Genomic DNA, 17839 nt, shown 5'->3' on the forward strand with positions numbered 1-17839 from the left:
CGCCGCAGCCGATCGACGGCACTTCCCGGCACTTCAGCGGAGCGCCTAGCGGCGGGCGCGGGCCGTCTGGTTGCGCCGGGTCAGCCACAGGGTGCCCGCCGCGCCCGCGAGCAGGACCGTGCCGCCGAGCGTGCCGAGGGCGATGACGGAGTCGTCGGGGCCGGTCTTCGGGAGCGTGCCGCTGGAGTCCGTACCGGTGCCGGAGCCGGTGGAGCCCGTGGTGCCCGTCGAGCCGCTGGATCCCGACGAACCGCCTGCCGCCGTCACGTCCAGCGTGAGGGACGGGCCGGGGCTGTTGGTGGGGGTGCAGGTCGTCGTCGTACCGAGGGCCTTGATGGTGAGGACGGCCGCGGTGAACGTGACCTTGCCGGTCGCCTTCGGGGTGTACGTACCCGTCAAGTCGTTGATTTTGATGGGGGTGTTGGCGGGGATCGCGGCCTGGTTGGCCGGGCCCGACACCGCGACCGTGCCGCTGTCCGCGCCGCCCAGTTTGATGGTGGCGCTCGGGCTCATCGCGCCCTTGCCGAGTTCGACGGGGCTGGAGGAGACACCCTTCTGCCAGGACATGGTGAGCTTGTAGCCGCTGCCGCTCTTGACACCCTTGATGTCGATCGGCGAGACGGCGGTCTTGACGCCGATGGGCGTCTGGCACTTGTAGTTGACGTCGACCACGTCGGCCCGGGCTGCTGGGGCGGCCATGAATACCGCCGAGCCGGCCAGGGCCGCGACGGACGCGAGCGCTGCGGTTCGTTTCTGGTACGACACGGTCCCCTCATTCCTGACGGCACATCAGATCGGCCGTCAAGGTACGCCCGGGGTCGTGAGGAAGGAAGACAAGGCGCACGCCGGAGTTGTGACGATCCGGCGTACGTGAGGGGGTGATTGAGGAGGGGTGAGCGGGAAGGAGGGGGCGAGCGGGCGGGGTGGGCGGGCCGGCTGACGTGACCGCGGGTAACCCGAGGTGAGCGTCGGCCTGGCAGACCGGCGGACCGGCCGAGCGGGGCGGACGGACAAGCCGAGCGGGGGGCGGGGACCGGCCGAGCAGGCGCACGGACCGGCCGGACAGAGGGACGAGGGCCGGCCGGACAGGCCCTAGGCCGGCGCGCCCAGCTCCGCCCAGACCGTCTTGCCGGTGACTCCCGGGGCGCGGACGACCCCCCAGTCCAGGCACAGCCGCTGCACGATGAACATGCCGTGGCCGCCGGGGCGGCCCGCGCGGTGCGGGGTTCTGGGGGCGGGCTGGCCCGTGCCGCGGTCGGAGACCTCGACCCGGATCACCTTCTTGTCGCAGGTGATCCACATCTCGTCCGGGCCCTCGGCGTGCAGACAGGCGTTGGTGACCAGCTCGGAGACGACAAGGAGCACGTCCTCGGCGGCGGCACGCCGGTCGGCGCCCTCGGCGGGCAGCCAGCCCCAGGCGTACAGGGCCTGGCGGGCGAAGTCGCGGGCCAGCGGTACGACCCCGCTCTCCCCCGCGAAACTGAGCCTGCGGGTGTCCCGGCCCACGGCTGGCTCGGCGTCGTCCCCGACGGACGGCACGGCAGCGCCTCCGGCGGGCGCCTCCGCGGCGCCACCGGACTCCGGGCGGTCGCCCGGCGGGTAGGGCCGGGTGGTGCTCATCAGCGCTTCACCTCACCGATTCACCGGTTCACGATTCACAAGTCGGTACGTATTCAAGAGTCAGTCGGTACGTGTTCAAGAGTCAGTACGTGGATCAGGAACGATTTCGTCGCTCACGGTCTCGACAGGTTCAGATGTTCTCCTGCCCGAGCGAACCGGCAAAACACCCCTTACTCGGCACGGAAGACGAGGCACGGGGAATCCGCCGGTCGCGCGGGGAGGAACGGGGCTCAGCCGGACTCGTCGGCGAGGGCGGCCCCAAGGGTGTCGTGGACGGTGAAGACCGCATCCGCCCCGGTGATCTCGAACACGCGCGCCACCGCGGGCTTCATCCCCGCGAGGTGCACCCCGCCGCCTGCGGCATCCGCCTTCAGGCGCGCGCCGAGCAGTACGTTCAGGCCCGTGGAGTCGCAGAACTCCAGCCGTGAGCAGTCCACGACGAGCCGTGCGTACCCATGGGCGAGCAGGTCCTCCAGCGGCTCGCGCAACAGATCGGCGGTGTGGTGATCCAACTCACCCGCCGGTGTCACGACAGCGCTCAGGCCCTGTTTCCGCACCTCGACCAGAAGCCGGCCAGACTGTGCGCTGCCGACCGTCCCGCGGTCCATGCCGTCTCTCTCCCGAGGTCGTAGCTGTTGACCTCTTCCCGAGGTCGTGGCTGTTGACGTTCGCCCTGGAACACTACGCCTTCCTCACACTCTCCAACACCCGAACAACCGCCCATAAGCGGACATATGGGCGCACAGCGCACTTGCGGCGGGCTCCGGAAAACGGGTAGGGCTAGTAGAGACAAGTATTTGGACATTCGATACGACGGACAAGTCCGGCCACCGACCGGCTCTCGCCCCGACTGTCGATACGACCGACCGACCGACACGACCGGCTTTGGAGGCGCCGCACTCCGCAGTGCACGCACCGGCTTCGGCAGCCATATGCCGAGAACGATGGAGGACGCCATGTCACCCCGGCTCGACGCATCGCCTACCCCGACAGCGACGTCGACACCCCCACCGGCACAACTGGATCCCAATCCCATCGAGGGGCTCCCCGAGATCCCCCCGTACGACGAGATCGGCGCCGTCGACGCACGGGCGCTCTCCAAGACCCTCTTCGAGCGGCTGGAATCGCTCGAGGAAGGGACGCACGAGTACTCGTACGTCCGCAACACGCTCGTCGAGCTCAACCTCGCGCTGGTCAAGTTCGCCGCCTCCCGCTTCCGCTCGCGCAGCGAGCCGATGGAGGACATCATCCAGGTCGGCACCATCGGCCTGATCAAGGCGATCGACCGCTTCGAACTCAGTCGCGGCGTCGAGTTCCCCACCTTCGCGATGCCAACCATCATGGGTGAGATCAAGCGCTTCTTCCGCGACACCTCGTGGTCCGTGCGCGTCCCGCGCCGGCTGCAGGAACTCCGGCTCGACCTGGCCAAGGCCGGCGACGAACTGGCCCAGCAACTCGACCGCGCCCCCACGGTGGCCGAGTTGGCGAAGCGCCTGAAGCTCTCCAGGGACGAGGTCGTCGAGGGCATGGCGGCGTCAAATGCCTACACGGCCAGCTCACTTGACGCCCAGCCCGAGGAGGACGACTCCGAGGGCGCGCTGGCGGACCGGATCGGCTACGAGGACCACGGGCTCGAAGGCATCGAGTACGTCGAGTCGTTGAAGCCGCTGATCGCCGAACTCCCGCACCGGGACCGGCAGATCCTCTCCCTGCGCTTCGTCGCCAACATGACGCAGTCGGAGATCGGCGACGAACTGGGCATCTCGCAGATGCATGTGTCGCGGCTGCTGTCGCGGACACTGGTGCGGCTGCGGAAGGGACTTACGGTCGAGGAGTAGGCCCGACTTGATTTTCCGGGAGCCGGTCTTCCTGGTCTTCCCGGTCTTCCCCTGCCTGTGCTGAGCGCGGCGCGCGTGTGCGTGCGCCGCGCTCAGGCCGTTCCCGGCGTCTTTCGGATCATCCCGGCGTGTTTCGGATCATTCGGAGCGTCGGCCAACTCGCCTCCCGGCTACGGTTGTTGCCCATGGCAGCCCCCGAGCCGGACATCACGGACATCGACGAGGCCCTGATCCGGGATCTGTTGCGCGAGCAGTGCCCCGATCTGGCGGATCGCCCCCTGAAACTCGGCGCGCTCGGCTGGGACAACCAGGTGTGGCGGCTCGGCGACGACCTCGCCGTCCGCCTGCCGTGGGCGCCGGAGTCCGCGGACGCGCTGCTGCGCAAGGAGTACGCCTGGTTGCCGGGTCTCGCCCCGCACCTTCCGCTGCCGGTTCCGGTCCCGCAACGCCTCGGTGAACCCTCCGCACGCTTTCCACGCCCCTGGCTCATCACCACCTGGGTACCGGGCGAGCCCGCCGACCGCGCGCCCGTGACGCGCGGCGCGGAAGCGGCCGTAGCGCTGGCGGACTTCCTGACCGCGCTGCACCGGCCCGCCCCCGAGGGTGCGCCCGAGGGACGGGACCGCGGGGGCCCGCTGGCCGACCACGCCGAAGGCTTCGCCCGCGGGCTCGCCTCGGCCACCGAACTGGGCCTGATCCCCGACCCGGACGCCGTCCAGGCGGTCTGGGAGGACGCCGTAGCCGCCCCCGAGTGGACGGGCCCGCCACTCTGGCTCCACGCCGACCTCCATCCGGCCAACGTCCTTACCAGGAACGGCACTTTCTCCGGTGTGATCGACTTCGGCGACCTCTGCGCCGGCGACCCCGCCTACGACCTCGCCGCCGCGTGGATCCTGCTGCCGGACGGCGCGGCGGACATCCTCCACGAGGCCTACCGCCCAACCCCCGACCCCGCGACCCTGCGCCGCGCACGGGGCTGTGCGGTGCTGCGCGCGCTCGCCGGCCTCCACATCGGGCACGCCGGCGACCACGGGCGCCCCGGGGGCAAGTCCACGTGGGGGCCACCGGCCCATGCTTCGCTACGGCGCCTCGTCGCATCGCCGACGGGAGGTTGAGAAAAGGGGGCTCAACTCCCGGAGCACGGTGGTAGGACGGGGACCGGCACTAGGACCGACACTACGGACAACGGCCGGGGCGCGGGCCGAACGAGCCACTGCGGGACGGGAGTTGGGCATGGCAGGCACCACTGGCATGGCGGCACAGAACATCGACGAGGTCGTGGACGGGCTCGCGGAAATCGTGCGGGAGGCGACGGATACCGGTGACCGGGTCGGGTACTTCGCGGCGCTGTACCGGCAGGTGACCGTCGAGATCCGCAACGCCATCCACGCCGGGCAGTTCGAGGACGGCCCCCGGATGGACCGCTTCGACACGCTCTTCGGCAACCGCTACTTCGCCGCGTACGACGCCTGGCGCCGTGACCGGAGCGGGCCGCGCTGCTGGCGCGAGACGTTCGGGCTGCTCGACGACGCCGACACCGTCATCGTCCAGCACCTGGTCCTCGGCGTGAACGCCCACATCAACCTCGACCTGGCCGTAGCCGCCGCGGGGACGAGCCCCGGCGCGGACATCCACGCGTTGCAGCACGACTATCTGCTGGTCAACGACATCCTCGCGGGGGTGGTGCTGGTGCTGGAGGACTCGGTGGGCGCCGTGTCTCCGCTCCTGTCCCTGCTGGACAAGGTCGGAGGCCGCACCGACGAACAGATCCTCGACTTCAGCATCGTTCAGTCCCGGCAGGAGGCCTGGTACAACACGGTGCTGCTGGCGGGCCAGACGGAGGCGCAGCGCGAGGCCACGATCGAACGGCTTGATGTCCGGGCGGCGGTGCTCGCGCGGTTGATCGCCCGGCCGGGCCTTCTCGTCCGCCCGGCGCTGGAGCTGATCCGTCACACGGAGAGCGGTGATGTGGCGGCTGTCATCGCGCATCTGGACGGGGCGATGGAGCGGGGGTCCGCGGGGCGGGCGGCGAGCTGAGGCCCGGCGGATCGGCCCTCCGCTTCAAGACCCCTCGGTGAACAACTCCCGTGCGTCGGCGACCTCGTGGGAGCGGTCGAACCAGGTGCCGAGTTCGTCCAGGTCTGTGGAGGCGAGGATGCGGTCGCGGACGCTGTCGGGTACGTCGATCTGACGCCGTTGGAAAGTGCGCAGAATGGCCGCCGCCCACCCTTCAGCGCGCCCTTCCTCCCGGCCTTCCTCCCCGCCTTCACCTCGCACCTGCTCCGCCAGCGGGTGCCGCCAGAAGTACTGGATCGCCGTCATCAGGTCCCTCCACATCTGCTGGGCCTGGCGGTCTGCCAGGCATGAGTCGACGAACTGCACGAAGACCGCGGCACTGTCCGGGTCGATGGTCCGCAGGGCGGTGGCCAGGTTTTCCAGTATGGCTGCGGCCTGCGGGCCACGGCCATGTGTCATCGCCGAAAGCACCGCAAGGGGTACGTCACGTTCGGCCTCGCGTTCGTCCACGATCACCGGCACGTTGTCCGGTCCGAGGACGAAGGGGCGCACCGTCAGCGAGGGGCACCCGCGTACCCCGAGATGGATGGGCTCCGCCGCCCAGCGGGCCGTGGCGTGGCTCTGGGTAATGACGATGAGCACGGGCTCGCAGTGGTACTTCTCGTGCAGGTAGCCGAGGTAGTACGGCCAACTACCGCGCTTCCTCTTGTCGATGTCGCCCTGCGATTCGACGACGAGGAGGTAGTCCCCTTCGTCGGTCTCCGCCCGGAGCAACGTGTCGACGCGCCTCTCGACCGGTTCGATCTCGGTGAGGTCCACGTTCATGGCGGCGAACTCACGCGGTTCGGGGAAGGGGATGCGTAACACGCTCTGCAGGGCACGGGTCAGAAGCGCGGGATCCTTCTGGAAGATCCGGTGCAGCGCCTCGTGCGACGAACTGGGCATTACGCCACCCCCAGTTCACACCAGACGTACTTGCCGCGCTGCCCGTTCCTCGACAGCGGCTGCCACCCCCAGCAGTCGGCGCACGCCCGCACCAACGCGAGCCCTCTCCCCGCCTCGGCGTCCAGGAGGTTCTCCAACTGGCCCGGCGGTTCAGGAGGTTCGGGGTCCGCATCCCATGCCCCGACGCGCAGCACGCCCGCCGACCACCGCACGCGGAGCATCACCGGCCCCTCGGTGTGCAGTACAGCGTTGGCCACCAGCTCCGTAGCGAGGAGTTCGACGGTGTCCACGACCCGGATGAGGCCGTGCGCGGTGAGGACGAGGCGCAGGGTGCGGCGGCAGACGGTGACGGCACGGCGGTCGTGTGGGACGGAGAGGGAGTACTCCCAGGGTTCGGGCTCGGTTTCGGGCATGGGGCAGCTCCGGACGGGGTGAGGTGGGTGATGGGCGTGGGCGGTGGCATTGCCGCAGTCGCCATGGCAGGGCGGAGCGGTGCGCTTCCGCAGGGTGTGCGTCGCATCACCGACAGTAGGGTGTAAATTCATACCCTCGCAACCGCCTCGCGTAATCTGACCCCGAACGAGGAGTCCCAGAGAGGCAGTTACTCGGATGACCATGCGGAGCCAGCCCACCGCCCGACACGTGCGTCTGGGTTCCGAGTTGCGCAAACTGCGGGAGGCCGCGGGCAAACCGGCCAAAGAGATCGCCGGGCTCCTCGGGTCGAGTTCGGCGCACATGAGCCAGATCGAAGCCGGTAGTTCGGCGATCAGTGAGGAGCGCCTACGCAGGCTGGCGGCTCACTGCGCCTGCACGGACGAGGAGTTGATCGAGGCCCTCGTGGCGATGGCGACCGAGCGCACCCGTGGGTGGTGGGACAAGTACAAGGGAGTCCTGCCCCAGGTGAACCTGGACGTGGCTGAGGCGGAGCACCACGCGAAGTTCCTGCGGGAAGTCGTCATCACGCACGTCCCAGGGCTGCTCCAGACACCGGACTACGCGCGGGCGGTGTTCGGGTACATGCGCCCGGAACTGCCGGAGAGCGAGCTCGCGCCCCGGGTGGACCACCGGATGAAACGGCGAGCCGTCATCGAGGGCGACAACCCGACACCGTACGAGACGATCATCCACGAGTTCGCCCTGCGGATCCGAGTGGCTGACCGCGAGGCATCCATCGCTCAACTCCGCCGCATCCTGGCCGAGATCGAGCAGGGACACGCCACCGTGCGCGTTATCCCGACCGACCAGGACGGCTTCGCCGGTGCCGGCGCCTCGATGATGTACATGGGCGGTCCACTGGCCCAACTGGACACCGGGCTCAGAGACACCCCAGGCGGGACCATGTTCATCGATGCCGAAGCACAGTTGAAACGGCTCCGAACACTCTTCCGTAAGGTGGAGAAGGCGTCGCTGGAACCCACGGCGTCACGGGACTTCATCCACCACCTGACGAAGGAACTGTGAGACGCACCATGAGCCACGCCCTGCACTGGCAGAAGTCCACGTTCTCGGACGGTGGCGAAGGCAACACCTGCGTCGAACTCGCCGCCACCTCGCCCACCACCCTCCACCTCCGCGAGAGCGACACCCCAGACACCCAACTCACCACCAGCGCCACCCCGTTGATCCACCTCATACGCGGCATCAAGTCACGCCGATAGGCCTCGGCAGCTCGTCGCTCAGCCCACTGCGGGCCGAGCGACGGCATGCTTCGCGTCGTGTTCCTACCAGTGAAGGGCGTGCTCGACCGCCGTCGCCTCAGCCTCGTGGCCCTGAGCGTTCGCGTGGGCGGAGTATGCGGGGTGTACGGGAACCAGGTCCTCGACCCAGCGTTCCGCGGCGGGTGCGCACATGTCGTGTCCGATGGTGGGGGTGTAGGTGTCCACGTAGGTGGCGCCGGCCCGGCGGGCCTGGGTGGCCAGCATCGAGTTGAGGGTGATCTCGCGGTCCCGCATCCAGGTGAAGTCACCGGCGGCGAACGGCGCCGTCGCGCTCGTACAGGAGCTTCCGTCGTCGGGGAAGAGGTCCACATAACCCACGACGAGTACGCGGGCATGCGGGGCACGCTTCTTGATCCCGCGCAGCACTTGGGCGACCTTGGGCGCCGTCTGCTGGATCACCTCCTTGACCTGGTCGGCGCCTCCCGAGTTGTAGTGGGCCTTGCAGGGCGCTCCCGCCGGATCGGTGGATCCGAGCGACGCGCACGTCCCGATGATCGAGCTGAAGCCGATGTCATTGCCCCCGATGGTCAGGGTGACAAGCTTCGTCGACCGGCTGAGCGCGTCGAACTGGGGTGGCGCGGTGCCCTGAGGCGCCGTCATGTTCGCGGTCGTCGCGCTGGAGCAGCTGACGTCGGTCAGTTCATCGTCGAGCGCGGTGGCCACGAGTGACGGGTAATTGTGGTTCGACCGAAGGCAGTTGGCATCGACCTGGTCGGGGATCAGCGGCCCGGAGGCCGAGGAGTCCCCGAGCGCGACGTACGGCACGCCCTGTGTCCTGGTGTGCAGGGGGGAGGCACTTCCCGCCGTGGCCGTTGCGACAACACAGGCCAGGGCCAGGAGGCCGCCCGCGACAGCCCGACGGCCGCCCACCCCGCCCCTTCGCCGTATCTGTTCTCTGTCCATCTTTCGCCCTTCACTTTCCGCACGGTGACGGCGGCCCGGCGGTGCGGTGCGGTGCAGTGCAGTGCAGTGCGGGTGCGGTACGGATCCGCTGGGCAGCGACGACGGGCCGGTCGTTTCGCAGACAAGAGACAGCGGAAAGGGGAAAGTTCGAAGCCTGCTCTGTGTCGACGATCACAAGGCGCTGTCGTTGCTCGGAGCCCGCAGAGAGTGATCTCGCCGATCCCGACGCCTGACTGGCTCCAAGACGCGGTGCCCCATCGAACTCACCACCACCGCGCCCCCGTTGACCCATCTCATACGCGACGTGAAGTCAGGCCTCTTCCGCACCCGAGCCCGGATTCTGACGGCTCGGAGCCACCGTGGGCCGACCCACGGCGTCGGCCTCACGACATGATGCTGACGACCTGATTCATTCCCTTCCCAGGGTGGGGGCCCATGTCCTCTGACAGCCAAGTCAGTCCGGTGCGATGCCCTGACCTGGGGTGACTAGGTTGGATGTCAAAGGACAGTTGTCGGTCGGGAGCAATGTGAGGGCCGCGGCTGGGCAGTTCAGCGCTGGCCGGAACCGCGTGCGCCACCTGTCACGGGCCTCCCTGCCCGCCAGGAGGCCGGCCACGCGACGTCGTCGATCGCCAGCCACGGCGCGGCGGCGACGGCAGTCGGCGTGAGCCCCGTAAACGCCTTCACTTCGCGGTGCAGATGGGACTGGTCGACGTAACCGCTCTCGGCCGCGACACCGGCGGGAGGGACACCCGCCGCGAGCAGATGGGCCGCATGGTCGAACCGCACCAGCTGGGCGGCCTGCTTGGGGGTGACGCCGAGCTGCGCCCGGAAACGCGCCCACAGGCGCTTGCGGCTCCAGCCGACCTCGTCCGCCAGGCCGTCGATACGCATCCGGCCCCTGCTGGCGACCGTCCGCCGCCAGATGTGGGCGACCTCCGGATCGACCCGCAGGCCGTCCCCGATCCGCCGGCGGACGGCGTCCGCCGCCATCGCGAACCGCTCGTCCCACGATCCGGCTGTACGCAGCCGCTCCTCCAAGCGTCCGGCGTCGCGGCCCCAGACGCCCCCCAAGGACTCCACGCTCCCGCTGACCCCGGCCGACGAGCCGAGCACTGCGGCCGCCACACCCGGCTGCAGCCGGATCTGCAGGCACTCGCCCACCAGGCCGGACACCCGCAGCTCCCCGGGGGCCAGGCCGATCACGACACTGCCGCGTCCGTGCCGCCCCTGCGTGTCGTAAACCAGGCCGTCATCGTCGCTCAGATCGATGAGCAAGGTGACGGACGGATGCGCGACCATCGCGATGTCGACGGGCGTGGGGACACGGTGGCGGAATCCGGCCATGCTGATGCCCGGCAGCCGGTCCGAGGGCTCCGGTACTGCGATGTCAACGCCCGACCACGCGGGTGGCACGCCCTGCGACAACACGGCGCCAGTCTAGGCCGGGCCTGCCGGCGGGGTTCCGGCGCACAGGGTCGCGAAGTCCAGCAGCAGCCGGCCCACCGGCTCGGGCGCTTCCAGCATGGGCATGTGCCCAACGCCCGGCAGCATCTCGACCCGCATGTCCGGCACGACGTCGTACTGGCGTGCCGACGCCGGATCCCACCGGGGATCGGCGGCGCCGAAGACCACGAGCACCGGGAGCCCGAGGGCGGCGAGCCGCTCGGGCACGGACTGCTCGGCGAGGTACGCGGTGTTCTCGCGCAGCACCTTGCGGAACGCGCGGTACGTGGTACTCCGCGCGTCGGCGACCATGCCGGGCGGAATGGGCGCAGGCCCGGCGAGCGTGGTGCCGATGCCTTTGCGGATCATCGCATCCGAACGCCGCCACCACAGCAGCGGCCCGAAGGGCGGTGCCAGCATCACGCGGAGGATGGCCGGCTGCGGCAGGAGCGCGTCGAGGTGCGGGCCGGTGCTGATCATCGCCAGCGAACCCACCAGGTCGGGGCGCTGCTCCGCGAGCGCGGTGGCGACGTATCCGCCGCTGGAGTGGCCGGCCACGGTGACGGCGCGCAGCCCGAGTTCGTCGAGCAGCGCCGCCACGCGGCCCGCCTGCGCCGGAACGTCGTAGGACGTGGCGCGCGGGGACTGGCCGCAGCCCGGGAGGTCTATCCGGACGACATGATGACGGGCGGCGAGGGCCGGGACCACCGGCCCCCAGGAGGCGCCCGAGGCTCCAGACCCGTGGATGAGCAGCAGTGGCGGTGCGTCCCGCGGTCCGTCACGGTCCACATGCATCGGCTGCGCGTGCTGTGCGTCGTGGGCGTTCATAGAGCGATAGTGCGAGGGGCGGCGGCTGCCGGTCTTGTACGAATGTCGCCAACGGCCCGCGGCGGGCGCGCCCCGCATCTGGATGTCAACGGTTCTGCTCGTGCCGGCGCTGTCGGGATCGTGTGTATCGCATGTAGTGGCGGATGCTGTCGTATGTGACCAAGTAGTCGTGGTGGTCTATGAGTTCTGTCCAGATCTGCCTTCCGTTGAGCTTCCTACCGATCATGCTCTCGACCAGCAGTGCAGGAAACTGGGCTTGAGATGGTTGGCGCGAGCCAGGCGCCGGATGCAGGAGTTGGCGGACTCTCCGAGGCAGGGGCGGAGTCGGACCGGCAGGGGCGCAAATCGGGGTGGTAGTTCGCTGTTCATCGGTAGGTAGCGGTCTTCGTGGCCAGCGACGCCGTGGTGTGGGCGGTGTGGTCGAGCGGGATGGTCTGGAGGCTCTTCTTGGCGATCTTCTCGGTGCCGGTGAGGATGGCGTCGACCGCGGCTCCGCGGATGGCGTGGGAGAGGGATCCGACCATGCCGCCCGTGTGATCGTGCAGGAAGCGGTCCAGGCCCGTGAGAGTGCCAGGGCGGTGGTCGTGCAGCCGCAGGGTGTCCTCCATGGCGGCGACCAGGCCCTTCTATTCACTGTTGCAGGGGAAGGGGCGGGAGGGAATCAGAGTGAAGCGGCCGACGATCTGGGCGCCCCGTGTCCCGCGACGCAACTGAGCCCCACCCTGGTCGAGTTGGGGTGGAGCTCAAGTGCTGGTCGGGCGGAGTCTCGGGTGTTTTTGAGGGGGCGTCACCCCGGGGAACTGTAGCGATGGTGGGGGCAGTTGCAGCGGGGGACGAGGAGGAGGCCGCCTCCGCCCGGTAGCGGTACGTCCTTGGTCTGCCGGCACTCGCGGTGCAGGTATGCGTAGCCAGGCTGGTGGGCGACCGCGCACTCGGCGGACATGGTTGAGGTGTCCTCAGTGGTCGTCACGAGAAGACCCCTCCGCTGCTCTCGGAGTTCAGGGCGCGGTTCCGCTCCTGCATAGCGGTGAGGCGTTCCTCGTTCGTGGCCAGGCGAACGAGAGCGGGGTCGGCGTCCCACTCGCGTCCGCCGGTCACCGGCCGCAGCTGCACGTACGGGCCCTCGTGCCCCATGACGTAGCCCAGCTCGTCTCTTTCCGAGTCGTGGACCAGGGCGCCCTTCGGCTGCCGTTCCTCTGCCATCACTCAAGGCCTCCTCGCCGAAGTGCGATTGCCAGGCGATCGGCCACATCGACGTGGATGCGCCCCAGTTCGACGAGCTTCAGGTCGGGCGACGCTGCGTCGACCCCGAGCGAGGGGAAGACGATCCCGACCTCGGTGAGCGCTGTGCGCAGAGACTCCACTGCTGCGTACGGGTCGACGTCCCGCACTTCCTTCGTAGCCATGAACGGGACGCTAGGAGTGGGGAGTTGCAGCGCACCATGGTGTTTTCTTGATTTTTCTCGTACCCGCTCTTGCTTCGCTCGCTTTTTCTCACGAAGGTGGCAGAACCCCATAGCCTGAGACGTGCAGCCTGGTGATGCTGGGGTGATCAGCCTCCGGCGAAAGGACTCTGGTCATGGCCCGACGACTGCGCTTCAACGGCACGGGCAGCGGAGAGGGCAGCTGCCCCGCGATTCACGAAGACCTCGACTCGGGTGAGGTCATCGTGCACGGGCCGCGCCTCACCGACCCGGACGCCCTCGCCCAGCTCCAGCACATCGACGAGGACGAAATCCCGATCGTGATGCCGCGCAACACGCTGATCGACTTCGGCCCGAAAGAGCGCGATGCCGAGCCGCGCATCTTCATGCCGGAGCAGTTCGCCAAGCTCTTCGACAACTTCCAGCACAGCGCCTGGCACCTGGAGATGCGCGGTCGCTACGCGGTCGACGAGGCCACCGACACCTACGCCCAGTTCATCCGGGGCGAGGCGCCGACGTGGGACCTGACCACGCCGTGGAGCCTGGGCATCCGCGCGAAGACCGAGGACGGCGCCAGCGTCGGTCGGGTCCGGATCGTCGACAACCCGCCGACCACGGGGCAGTTGTACCTGCTCGCGCACGCGGAGAAGAACGCCGCTCTGGGCGAGGACATCCGCAACATGTGGCGGTCGGACGCCGAGCGCGTCATCCCCCCGGACGAGGATTTCTGGATCTTCGACTCCCACATCGTCGCTGTGTGCATCTTCGACGATGATGACAACCTCACGGGCGCCGAGCTGATCACGGAGCCCGCACGCGTGAACCAGTACAACCGACTGCGGGACGTCGCCCAGCACTACGCCGTCCCGTACAAGCAGTTCGCGGCTCAGGTGGCCGTGAAGGAGGCGTAAGCAGGTGTGTGCCGGTGAGTACGGACTATCAGCAGGCTCGCGAAGCGCTCGGGATACGGCTCCGGGAACTTCGGCTCTCGGCTCCTGATGGCCGGCTCACCGGCACCGCCCTGGCTCGCAGGCTCGGCTGGTCCAACTCCAAGGTCTCGAAGCTGGAGTTGGGCAAGCAGACGGCCACTCCGGAGGACCTGCAACAGTGGGCGGCGGCGTGCGGCCAGCCCGCCCTGTACGAGGAACTGCGGGCCAGGCTGGCCGGGTTCGAGTCGCACATCCGCTCGTGGCGCAGGCAACTGGTCGGCGGGCACAAGCCGGTGCAGGACGCCCACAACGAGGCGCAGGCCGGTTCGAAGGTGCTGCGTGCCTGGGAGTCCTCGTGGATCGTCGGCGTCCTCCAGACTCCCGACTACGCGCGCGCCGTACTGACCCGCTCCGCCGAACGGCACAAGTCTCCGCTCGACATCGAGGAGGCGGTGCGCGCCCGCATGAAGCGGCAGGAGCTGTTGTACAGCGGTGGCAGGAAGTACCACGTCATCTTGTGGGAGCCGGTGCTGCGCTCGCTGGTCTGCCCGCCCTCGGTGCTCATCGCCCAGCTCGACCGCCTCTCGGGCGTCATCGGGATGGACACCGTGGAGCTGGGCATCGTCCCGCTCACCGCGGCCCTGAAAACACCGCCCGGTCTGGGCTTCTGGATCTACGACGATCGCCAGGTGGTCACCGAGACCTGGCACGCGGAGCTGTGGCTCGACGACTCCGACTCCATCGCCCTCTACCTGCGCATCTGGAACTCTCTCCGCGAGTCCGCGGTCTACGGCGCTGACGCACACAACGTCATCAACGCCGCCCGCCGTTCCCTCAATCCCCTTTGAAAACCTTGCAGTCAGGGTTCGAGTGATGCCGGAATACCCGAGTCGTCAGTGCCGCTTGCTGGCCGGAGCCAGGAAATCCAGACCCGTCGCAGGGAAATCGGCAGCGAGACGTATCGGGCGTCAGCTCACCGCCGTACGAGCACACCGAGCGCACGTGACAGTCGCCCCGGTACCAGCCATCTCTCCGACCAGCGACCACCCGCTCCACGCCCGGGATCATGAGCCGACCGGCGTTCAGAGCAGAACGATCGGGTTGCTCAAAGCCGCCATCCGCCCACCGGGACCCGGACCGGGATGACGTACCTCGACTCGGATGAACGCCGACTCCCGCGCACTGGTACGCCACTCCACCGCGCCCACTCCCGCGGCGGACAGCGAAGCAACGTGGACCTTCCCCGCCCCGGTGTGAAGACTGACCACCCCCGAAGGCACCCCACGCACGCCCACCCGCGCCACCACCGGCTCACCGCAGCGCTCCAACTGCCCACCGATACCTACTCGTTGAGCGCCCGCAGAGACCTCGAACGACAACTCGACGTCGGCAGACTCGGCGATCCAGCTCCGCCCGGCACGGATACCGGCGAGCACCGCGTCCGTGCTCAACTCCCCGGCCTGGACGACGGTGTGCGGAACACCGATCTGGCCCGACAGATGAGCGTCACTGTTGCCCATCGCCGGCCGCCACCCGCCCGTCCGCCGGATGTCCGTGCCGAGACTCCGCCCCCACTCCGCCAACGCCGCCTCGTTGTCCGCCTGCCAGGGCAGGTCCGAACTCCACGGCCCGTTCCAGACCTCGACCGCGTCGAACCCCTCGTACGGGTACAGGAACATGCCCGAGTCGTACGGCGCGTGCGGATGGGCGACCACGCACAGCCCGCCCCCGCGACGGACCTCGTCGAGATGCCGGTCGATCACCTCGTCCCGCACGCCGTACCGCCAGTCGACCACCCGCCCGTACCGGACACCCAGCGCAAGCCAGTGCCCGGTACGGGTGGTGACCTCCTGACCCAGAATCACCAGCAGATCGTCACCGGCGTAGCGACCCCAAGTGCCGTGCGTATCGGCGTTGTTGTGCTCGGTGGCCGCCAGGAAGTCCAGACCCGCCGCACGGGCCTCGACAGCAAGACGTTCCGGTGTCAGCTCACCGCCGTGCGAACACACCGAGTGCACGTGACAGTCGCCCCGGTACCAGCCGCCTTCTCGAACGGCCACCTTCTCGAACGGCACCCGATCACGCGGCGTCGAGCGCATCGGTGATCTTGCGGGTCATCTCGGCCATGACGGGGCTGGACTGGTTCTTGCCGGTCCGGGTGCCCGCGTCGAGGGCTACGAGGACGGTGCCGCGGAAGTTGGCGGCCTCGGCCGGGTCCTGCTTCTTGAGCACGCTCATCGCCTCGGTCAGGGCCGGCAGCACGTGGTCGGCGATTTCGGCCACGGACTTGCCGTTCAAGCCCTTGATCTTCGACTTCTCGGCGAGCACGTAACCGATCGGGCCGGTCGCGGAGGCCAGCGCGATGCTGCCCTGGGTGGCGACCTTGTGCGGCGAACCGGCGGCACCGGCGGCGGCCATGAGCGAGACGGCGCCGTACGCGGCGGTACGCAGGGTCTGCTTGTCCTCGTCGGTCAGGGTGAGGGTGAGGTTGATGGCCATGGTGATCTGCTCCTTGGTGTCGGCCGCGGCCCCCGGTCGGGGCTGCATCGCCTTCCTTCTGGAACAGAGCCTGCGCCCACCCGGTTTCACGACGCCCTCAGTGCGCTTTCAGCGGACAGGAGGGACCGGGAGATCCGCTGAAACCAGGGTGAGAAAACACGTATCGCCGCAGGACACGCGCACCTAAAGATGGCCCTGCCCTACTCCTCACGAACTCTGCTGACCTACGGGAAAGTTCGCGAGACAGCCCTGCTCGTCGAGCGGACGAACGCCGACGCGGCCGTCTTCGTGACACCCCTGACGCAGCGTCAACGTCGCGTGCTGACAGGGCTCCTCGGCTGCCCCGCCGTAAGCCTTGCCGATGCTCAGGTGACCTGACGCGCTGACGCCCCGGCCCCTGCACCCAAGTCAGACCACCCGCACTCCCCGCCGCCACACCCCGGTCACCAACGGCACTCCCGGCCGATAAGCCAAATGCACATGGCTCGGCGCATCCAGCAGCACCAGGTCGGCCCGCGCCCCCACCCCGACCCGCCCCACGTCGTCCCGTCGCAACGCAGCCGCCCCTCCCGCCGTAGCCGCCCACACGGCCTCGTCCGGAGTCATCCCCATGTCCCGCACCGCCAGCGCGATGCAGAAGGGTACGGACGACGTGAAGGACGAACCCGGGTTGCAGTCGGTCGACAGCGCGACCGTGACGCCCGCGTCCAACAGGCGGCGCGCGTCCGGCCATTGCGCGCGCGTCGAGAACTCCGCGCCGGGGAGCAACGTGGCGACCGTCGCGCCGCTCGCCAGCGCGTCCACGTCCGCGTCCGTGAGGTGGGTGCAGTGGTCCGCGCTCGCCGCGTCAAGTTCTACGGCTAGTTGGACCCCCGGGCCGTACGACAACTGGTTGGCGTGGATGCGCGGGTGGAGGCCCTTCGCCCGCCCCGCCGTGAGGATCGCGCGCGCCTGGTCGCCGTCGAACGCGCCCTTCTCGCAGAACACGTCGATCCAACGGGCGTGCGGGGCACAGGCGTTGAGCATCTCACCGGTGACCAGGGATACGTACGCGGCGGGGTCGTCAGCGTAGTCGGGCGAGACGATGTGCGCGCCGAGGTAGGTCACCTCGTCCGTGTGCGCGGCGGCGATCCGCAGCGCGCGGGACTCGTCGGCGACCGTCAGGCCGTAGCCCGACTTCGTCTCGAAGGTGGTGGTGCCCTGGCGGAGCGCCTCGTCCAGGTAACGGGTGAGGTTCGCCTCCAGTTCCCCGTCGCTCGCCGCGCGCGTCGCCGCGACCGTCGTACGGATGCCGCCCGCGCTGTACGCCCGCCCGGACATGCGGGCGTTGAACTCCTGCGTGCGGTCGCCCGCGAAGACGAGGTGCGAGTGGGAGTCCACGAAGCCGGGCAGGACCGCCCGCCCACCGGCGTCGACCCGATTGTCAGTGGCGGGTGCTTTGCTTGTTTCACCGGTCCAAGCGATGCGGTCGCCGTCGATGACGACGGCCGCGTCCTGGATCAGACCGAGAGGGGATCTGTCACCGAGGGAGGGGTCGTTGGTGACCAGCGTGGCGATGTTGGTGATGACAGTGGTGCTGGTGCTGGTGCCGCTCATCGTGTCCTCGTGGGTGCGGGGAGTCGTGTCCTCGTGGGTGCGGGGGATCGTGGCCTCGTGCGTGCGCGGGTCGGCGA

At 69.0% G+C, this 17839-nt stretch carries 23 protein-coding genes; 8 read left to right on the forward strand and 15 right to left on the reverse strand.

What is annotated here, in order from left to right; translation table 11 throughout:
* Positions 1-45: 45 nt before the first annotated feature.
* From SPR02S_RS46850 to SPR02S_RS46860, 3 genes are all read right to left on the reverse strand, one after another.
* Positions 46-765, reverse strand: a complete 720-nt coding sequence (locus SPR02S_RS46850) for an LPXTG cell wall anchor domain-containing protein (protein ID WP_019063979.1) — start codon at positions 763-765, stop codon at positions 46-48.
* A 327-nt stretch (positions 766-1092) separates the two neighbouring features.
* Positions 1093-1620 carry an ATP-binding protein gene (locus tag SPR02S_RS46855; protein ID WP_019063980.1) on the reverse strand — a complete coding sequence of 176 codons (528 nt, stop codon included), beginning with the start codon at positions 1618-1620 and terminating at the stop codon, positions 1093-1095.
* A gap of 230 nt (positions 1621-1850) precedes the next feature.
* Positions 1851-2228 carry an STAS domain-containing protein gene (locus SPR02S_RS46860; protein WP_019063981.1) on the reverse strand — a complete coding sequence of 126 codons (378 nt, stop codon included), beginning with the start codon at positions 2226-2228 and terminating at the stop codon, positions 1851-1853.
* 348 nt (positions 2229-2576) lie between these two features.
* On the opposite strand from SPR02S_RS46860, the gene SPR02S_RS46865 reads away from it, so the two are divergent.
* The 3 genes from SPR02S_RS46865 to SPR02S_RS46875 all read left to right on the forward strand — a co-directional run bounded on the left by SPR02S_RS46865 (position 2577) and on the right by SPR02S_RS46875 (position 5495).
* Positions 2577-3458, forward strand: a complete 882-nt coding sequence (locus SPR02S_RS46865) for an RNA polymerase sigma factor SigF (RefSeq protein ID WP_019063982.1) — start codon at positions 2577-2579, stop codon at positions 3456-3458.
* A 185-nt stretch (positions 3459-3643) separates the two neighbouring features.
* On the forward strand, positions 3644-4573 hold the full coding sequence (locus SPR02S_RS46870; protein WP_019063983.1) for an aminoglycoside phosphotransferase family protein: 930 nt from the start codon (positions 3644-3646) through the stop codon (positions 4571-4573).
* A 118-nt stretch (positions 4574-4691) separates the two neighbouring features.
* On the forward strand, positions 4692-5495 hold the full coding sequence (locus tag SPR02S_RS46875) for a DUF5995 family protein (RefSeq protein ID WP_019063984.1): 804 nt from the start codon (positions 4692-4694) through the stop codon (positions 5493-5495).
* A 24-nt stretch (positions 5496-5519) separates the two neighbouring features.
* Here SPR02S_RS46875 and SPR02S_RS46880 read toward each other — a convergent pair whose 3' ends face one another.
* Both SPR02S_RS46880 and SPR02S_RS46885 read right to left on the reverse strand, forming a co-directional pair.
* Positions 5520-6419 carry a hypothetical protein gene (locus SPR02S_RS46880; protein ID WP_019063985.1) on the reverse strand — a complete coding sequence of 300 codons (900 nt, stop codon included), beginning with the start codon at positions 6417-6419 and terminating at the stop codon, positions 5520-5522.
* Positions 6419-6832 (reverse strand): ATP-binding protein, encoded by a 414-nt coding sequence (locus SPR02S_RS46885; RefSeq protein WP_019063986.1) that lies wholly within the window; start codon positions 6830-6832, stop codon positions 6419-6421. Before SPR02S_RS46885 ends, SPR02S_RS46880 begins: the two co-directional genes overlap by 1 nt.
* Positions 6833-7028: 196 nt before the next feature.
* On the opposite strand from SPR02S_RS46885, the gene SPR02S_RS46890 reads away from it, so the two are divergent.
* Positions 7029-7880 carry a helix-turn-helix domain-containing protein gene (locus tag SPR02S_RS46890; RefSeq protein ID WP_019063987.1) on the forward strand — a complete coding sequence of 284 codons (852 nt, stop codon included), beginning with the start codon at positions 7029-7031 and terminating at the stop codon, positions 7878-7880.
* Positions 7881-7888: 8 nt separating this feature from the next.
* Complete coding sequence (locus tag SPR02S_RS46895; RefSeq protein ID WP_019063988.1) at positions 7889-8077, forward strand: DUF397 domain-containing protein; 189 nt, start codon at positions 7889-7891, stop codon at positions 8075-8077.
* Between the two features lie 63 nt (positions 8078-8140).
* Here SPR02S_RS46895 and SPR02S_RS46900 read toward each other — a convergent pair whose 3' ends face one another.
* The 7 genes from SPR02S_RS46900 to SPR02S_RS46925 form a co-directional block, all read right to left on the reverse strand.
* Positions 8141-9040, reverse strand: coding sequence for an SGNH/GDSL hydrolase family protein (locus SPR02S_RS46900; protein ID WP_078623217.1), 900 nt, complete (start codon positions 9038-9040; stop codon positions 8141-8143).
* Between the two features lie 549 nt (positions 9041-9589).
* Positions 9590-10471, reverse strand: a complete 882-nt coding sequence (locus SPR02S_RS57980) for a helix-turn-helix domain-containing protein (RefSeq protein WP_019063990.1) — start codon at positions 10469-10471, stop codon at positions 9590-9592.
* Positions 10472-10480: 9 nt separating this feature from the next.
* Positions 10481-11314, reverse strand: a complete 834-nt coding sequence (locus SPR02S_RS46910; protein ID WP_019063991.1) for an alpha/beta fold hydrolase — start codon at positions 11312-11314, stop codon at positions 10481-10483.
* A 365-nt stretch (positions 11315-11679) separates the two neighbouring features.
* On the reverse strand, positions 11680-11922 hold the full coding sequence (locus SPR02S_RS46915) for a hypothetical protein (RefSeq protein ID WP_019063992.1): 243 nt from the start codon (positions 11920-11922) through the stop codon (positions 11680-11682).
* A gap of 179 nt (positions 11923-12101) precedes the next feature.
* Positions 12102-12284: a hypothetical protein gene (locus tag SPR02S_RS61220; RefSeq protein WP_078623218.1), complete on the reverse strand. Its 183-nt coding sequence runs from the start codon at positions 12282-12284 to the stop codon at positions 12102-12104.
* Positions 12281-12517 carry a hypothetical protein gene (locus tag SPR02S_RS46920; protein WP_019063993.1) on the reverse strand — a complete coding sequence of 79 codons (237 nt, stop codon included), beginning with the start codon at positions 12515-12517 and terminating at the stop codon, positions 12281-12283. Before SPR02S_RS46920 ends, SPR02S_RS61220 begins: the two co-directional genes overlap by 4 nt.
* Complete coding sequence (locus SPR02S_RS46925; RefSeq protein ID WP_026151516.1) at positions 12517-12720, reverse strand: hypothetical protein; 204 nt, start codon at positions 12718-12720, stop codon at positions 12517-12519. Before SPR02S_RS46925 ends, SPR02S_RS46920 begins: the two co-directional genes overlap by 1 nt.
* A gap of 173 nt (positions 12721-12893) precedes the next feature.
* Between SPR02S_RS46925 and SPR02S_RS46930 the strand changes: the two genes are divergently transcribed.
* Positions 12894-13649, forward strand: a complete 756-nt coding sequence (locus SPR02S_RS46930; RefSeq protein WP_019063995.1) for a DUF6879 family protein — start codon at positions 12894-12896, stop codon at positions 13647-13649.
* Between the two features lie 14 nt (positions 13650-13663).
* On the forward strand, positions 13664-14515 hold the full coding sequence (locus SPR02S_RS46935) for a helix-turn-helix domain-containing protein (protein WP_020684283.1): 852 nt from the start codon (positions 13664-13666) through the stop codon (positions 14513-14515).
* A 234-nt stretch (positions 14516-14749) separates the two neighbouring features.
* On the opposite strand, the gene SPR02S_RS46940 is transcribed toward SPR02S_RS46935, so the two are convergent.
* Together SPR02S_RS46940 and SPR02S_RS46945 are read right to left on the reverse strand one after the other, a co-directional pair.
* Positions 14750-15727: a CehA/McbA family metallohydrolase gene (locus SPR02S_RS46940; protein WP_245607752.1), complete on the reverse strand. Its 978-nt coding sequence runs from the start codon at positions 15725-15727 to the stop codon at positions 14750-14752.
* A 19-nt stretch (positions 15728-15746) separates the two neighbouring features.
* Positions 15747-16214: a hypothetical protein gene (locus SPR02S_RS46945; protein WP_019063998.1), complete on the reverse strand. Its 468-nt coding sequence runs from the start codon at positions 16212-16214 to the stop codon at positions 15747-15749.
* A 141-nt stretch (positions 16215-16355) separates the two neighbouring features.
* On the opposite strand from SPR02S_RS46945, the gene SPR02S_RS61990 reads away from it, so the two are divergent.
* Positions 16356-16544: an HflX GTPase family protein gene (locus SPR02S_RS61990; RefSeq protein WP_174447604.1), complete on the forward strand. Its 189-nt coding sequence runs from the start codon at positions 16356-16358 to the stop codon at positions 16542-16544.
* A 30-nt stretch (positions 16545-16574) separates the two neighbouring features.
* On the opposite strand, the gene hutI is transcribed toward SPR02S_RS61990, so the two are convergent.
* On the reverse strand, positions 16575-17762 hold the full coding sequence (hutI, locus tag SPR02S_RS46950) for an imidazolonepropionase (protein WP_019063999.1): 1188 nt from the start codon (positions 17760-17762) through the stop codon (positions 16575-16577).
* Between the last annotated feature and the right edge of the window lie 77 nt (positions 17763-17839).

It is taken from the genome of Streptomyces prunicolor NBRC 13075 (genome assembly GCF_000367365.1).
Classification (GTDB): Bacteria; Actinomycetota; Actinomycetes; order Streptomycetales; family Streptomycetaceae; genus Streptomyces; species Streptomyces prunicolor.

Bases quoted from the DNA above. Each gene is read 5' to 3' on its own strand.
- SPR02S_RS46855 (WP_019063980.1), bottom strand. From the start codon at position 1,620: ATGAGCACCACCCGGCCCTACCCGCCGGGCGACCGCCCGGAGTCCGGT.
- SPR02S_RS46860 (WP_019063981.1), bottom strand. From the start codon at position 2,228: ATGGACCGCGGGACGGTCGGCAGCGCACAGTCTGGCCGGCTTCTGGTC.
- SPR02S_RS46865 (WP_019063982.1), top strand. From the start codon at position 2,577: ATGTCACCCCGGCTCGACGCATCGCCTACCCCGACAGCGACGTCGACA.
- SPR02S_RS46870 (WP_019063983.1), top strand. From the start codon at position 3,644: ATGGCAGCCCCCGAGCCGGACATCACGGACATCGACGAGGCCCTGATC.
- SPR02S_RS46875 (WP_019063984.1), top strand. From the start codon at position 4,692: ATGGCAGGCACCACTGGCATGGCGGCACAGAACATCGACGAGGTCGTG.
- SPR02S_RS46880 (WP_019063985.1), bottom strand. From the start codon at position 6,419: ATGCCCAGTTCGTCGCACGAGGCGCTGCACCGGATCTTCCAGAAGGAT.
- SPR02S_RS46885 (WP_019063986.1), bottom strand. From the start codon at position 6,832: ATGCCCGAAACCGAGCCCGAACCCTGGGAGTACTCCCTCTCCGTCCCA.
- SPR02S_RS46890 (WP_019063987.1), top strand. From the start codon at position 7,029: ATGACCATGCGGAGCCAGCCCACCGCCCGACACGTGCGTCTGGGTTCC.
- SPR02S_RS46895 (WP_019063988.1), top strand. From the start codon at position 7,889: ATGAGCCACGCCCTGCACTGGCAGAAGTCCACGTTCTCGGACGGTGGC.
- SPR02S_RS46900 (WP_078623217.1), bottom strand. From the start codon at position 9,040: ATGGACAGAGAACAGATACGGCGAAGGGGCGGGGTGGGCGGCCGTCGG.
- SPR02S_RS46910 (WP_019063991.1), bottom strand. From the start codon at position 11,314: ATGAACGCCCACGACGCACAGCACGCGCAGCCGATGCATGTGGACCGT.
- SPR02S_RS46915 (WP_019063992.1), bottom strand. From the start codon at position 11,922: ATGGAGGACACCCTGCGGCTGCACGACCACCGCCCTGGCACTCTCACG.
- SPR02S_RS46920 (WP_019063993.1), bottom strand. From the start codon at position 12,517: ATGGCAGAGGAACGGCAGCCGAAGGGCGCCCTGGTCCACGACTCGGAA.
- SPR02S_RS46925 (WP_026151516.1), bottom strand. From the start codon at position 12,720: ATGGCTACGAAGGAAGTGCGGGACGTCGACCCGTACGCAGCAGTGGAG.
- SPR02S_RS46930 (WP_019063995.1), top strand. From the start codon at position 12,894: ATGGCCCGACGACTGCGCTTCAACGGCACGGGCAGCGGAGAGGGCAGC.
- SPR02S_RS46945 (WP_019063998.1), bottom strand. From the start codon at position 16,214: ATGCAGCCCCGACCGGGGGCCGCGGCCGACACCAAGGAGCAGATCACC.
- SPR02S_RS61990 (WP_174447604.1), top strand. From the start codon at position 16,356: ATGGCCCTGCCCTACTCCTCACGAACTCTGCTGACCTACGGGAAAGTT.
- hutI (WP_019063999.1), bottom strand. From the start codon at position 17,762: ATGAGCGGCACCAGCACCAGCACCACTGTCATCACCAACATCGCCACG.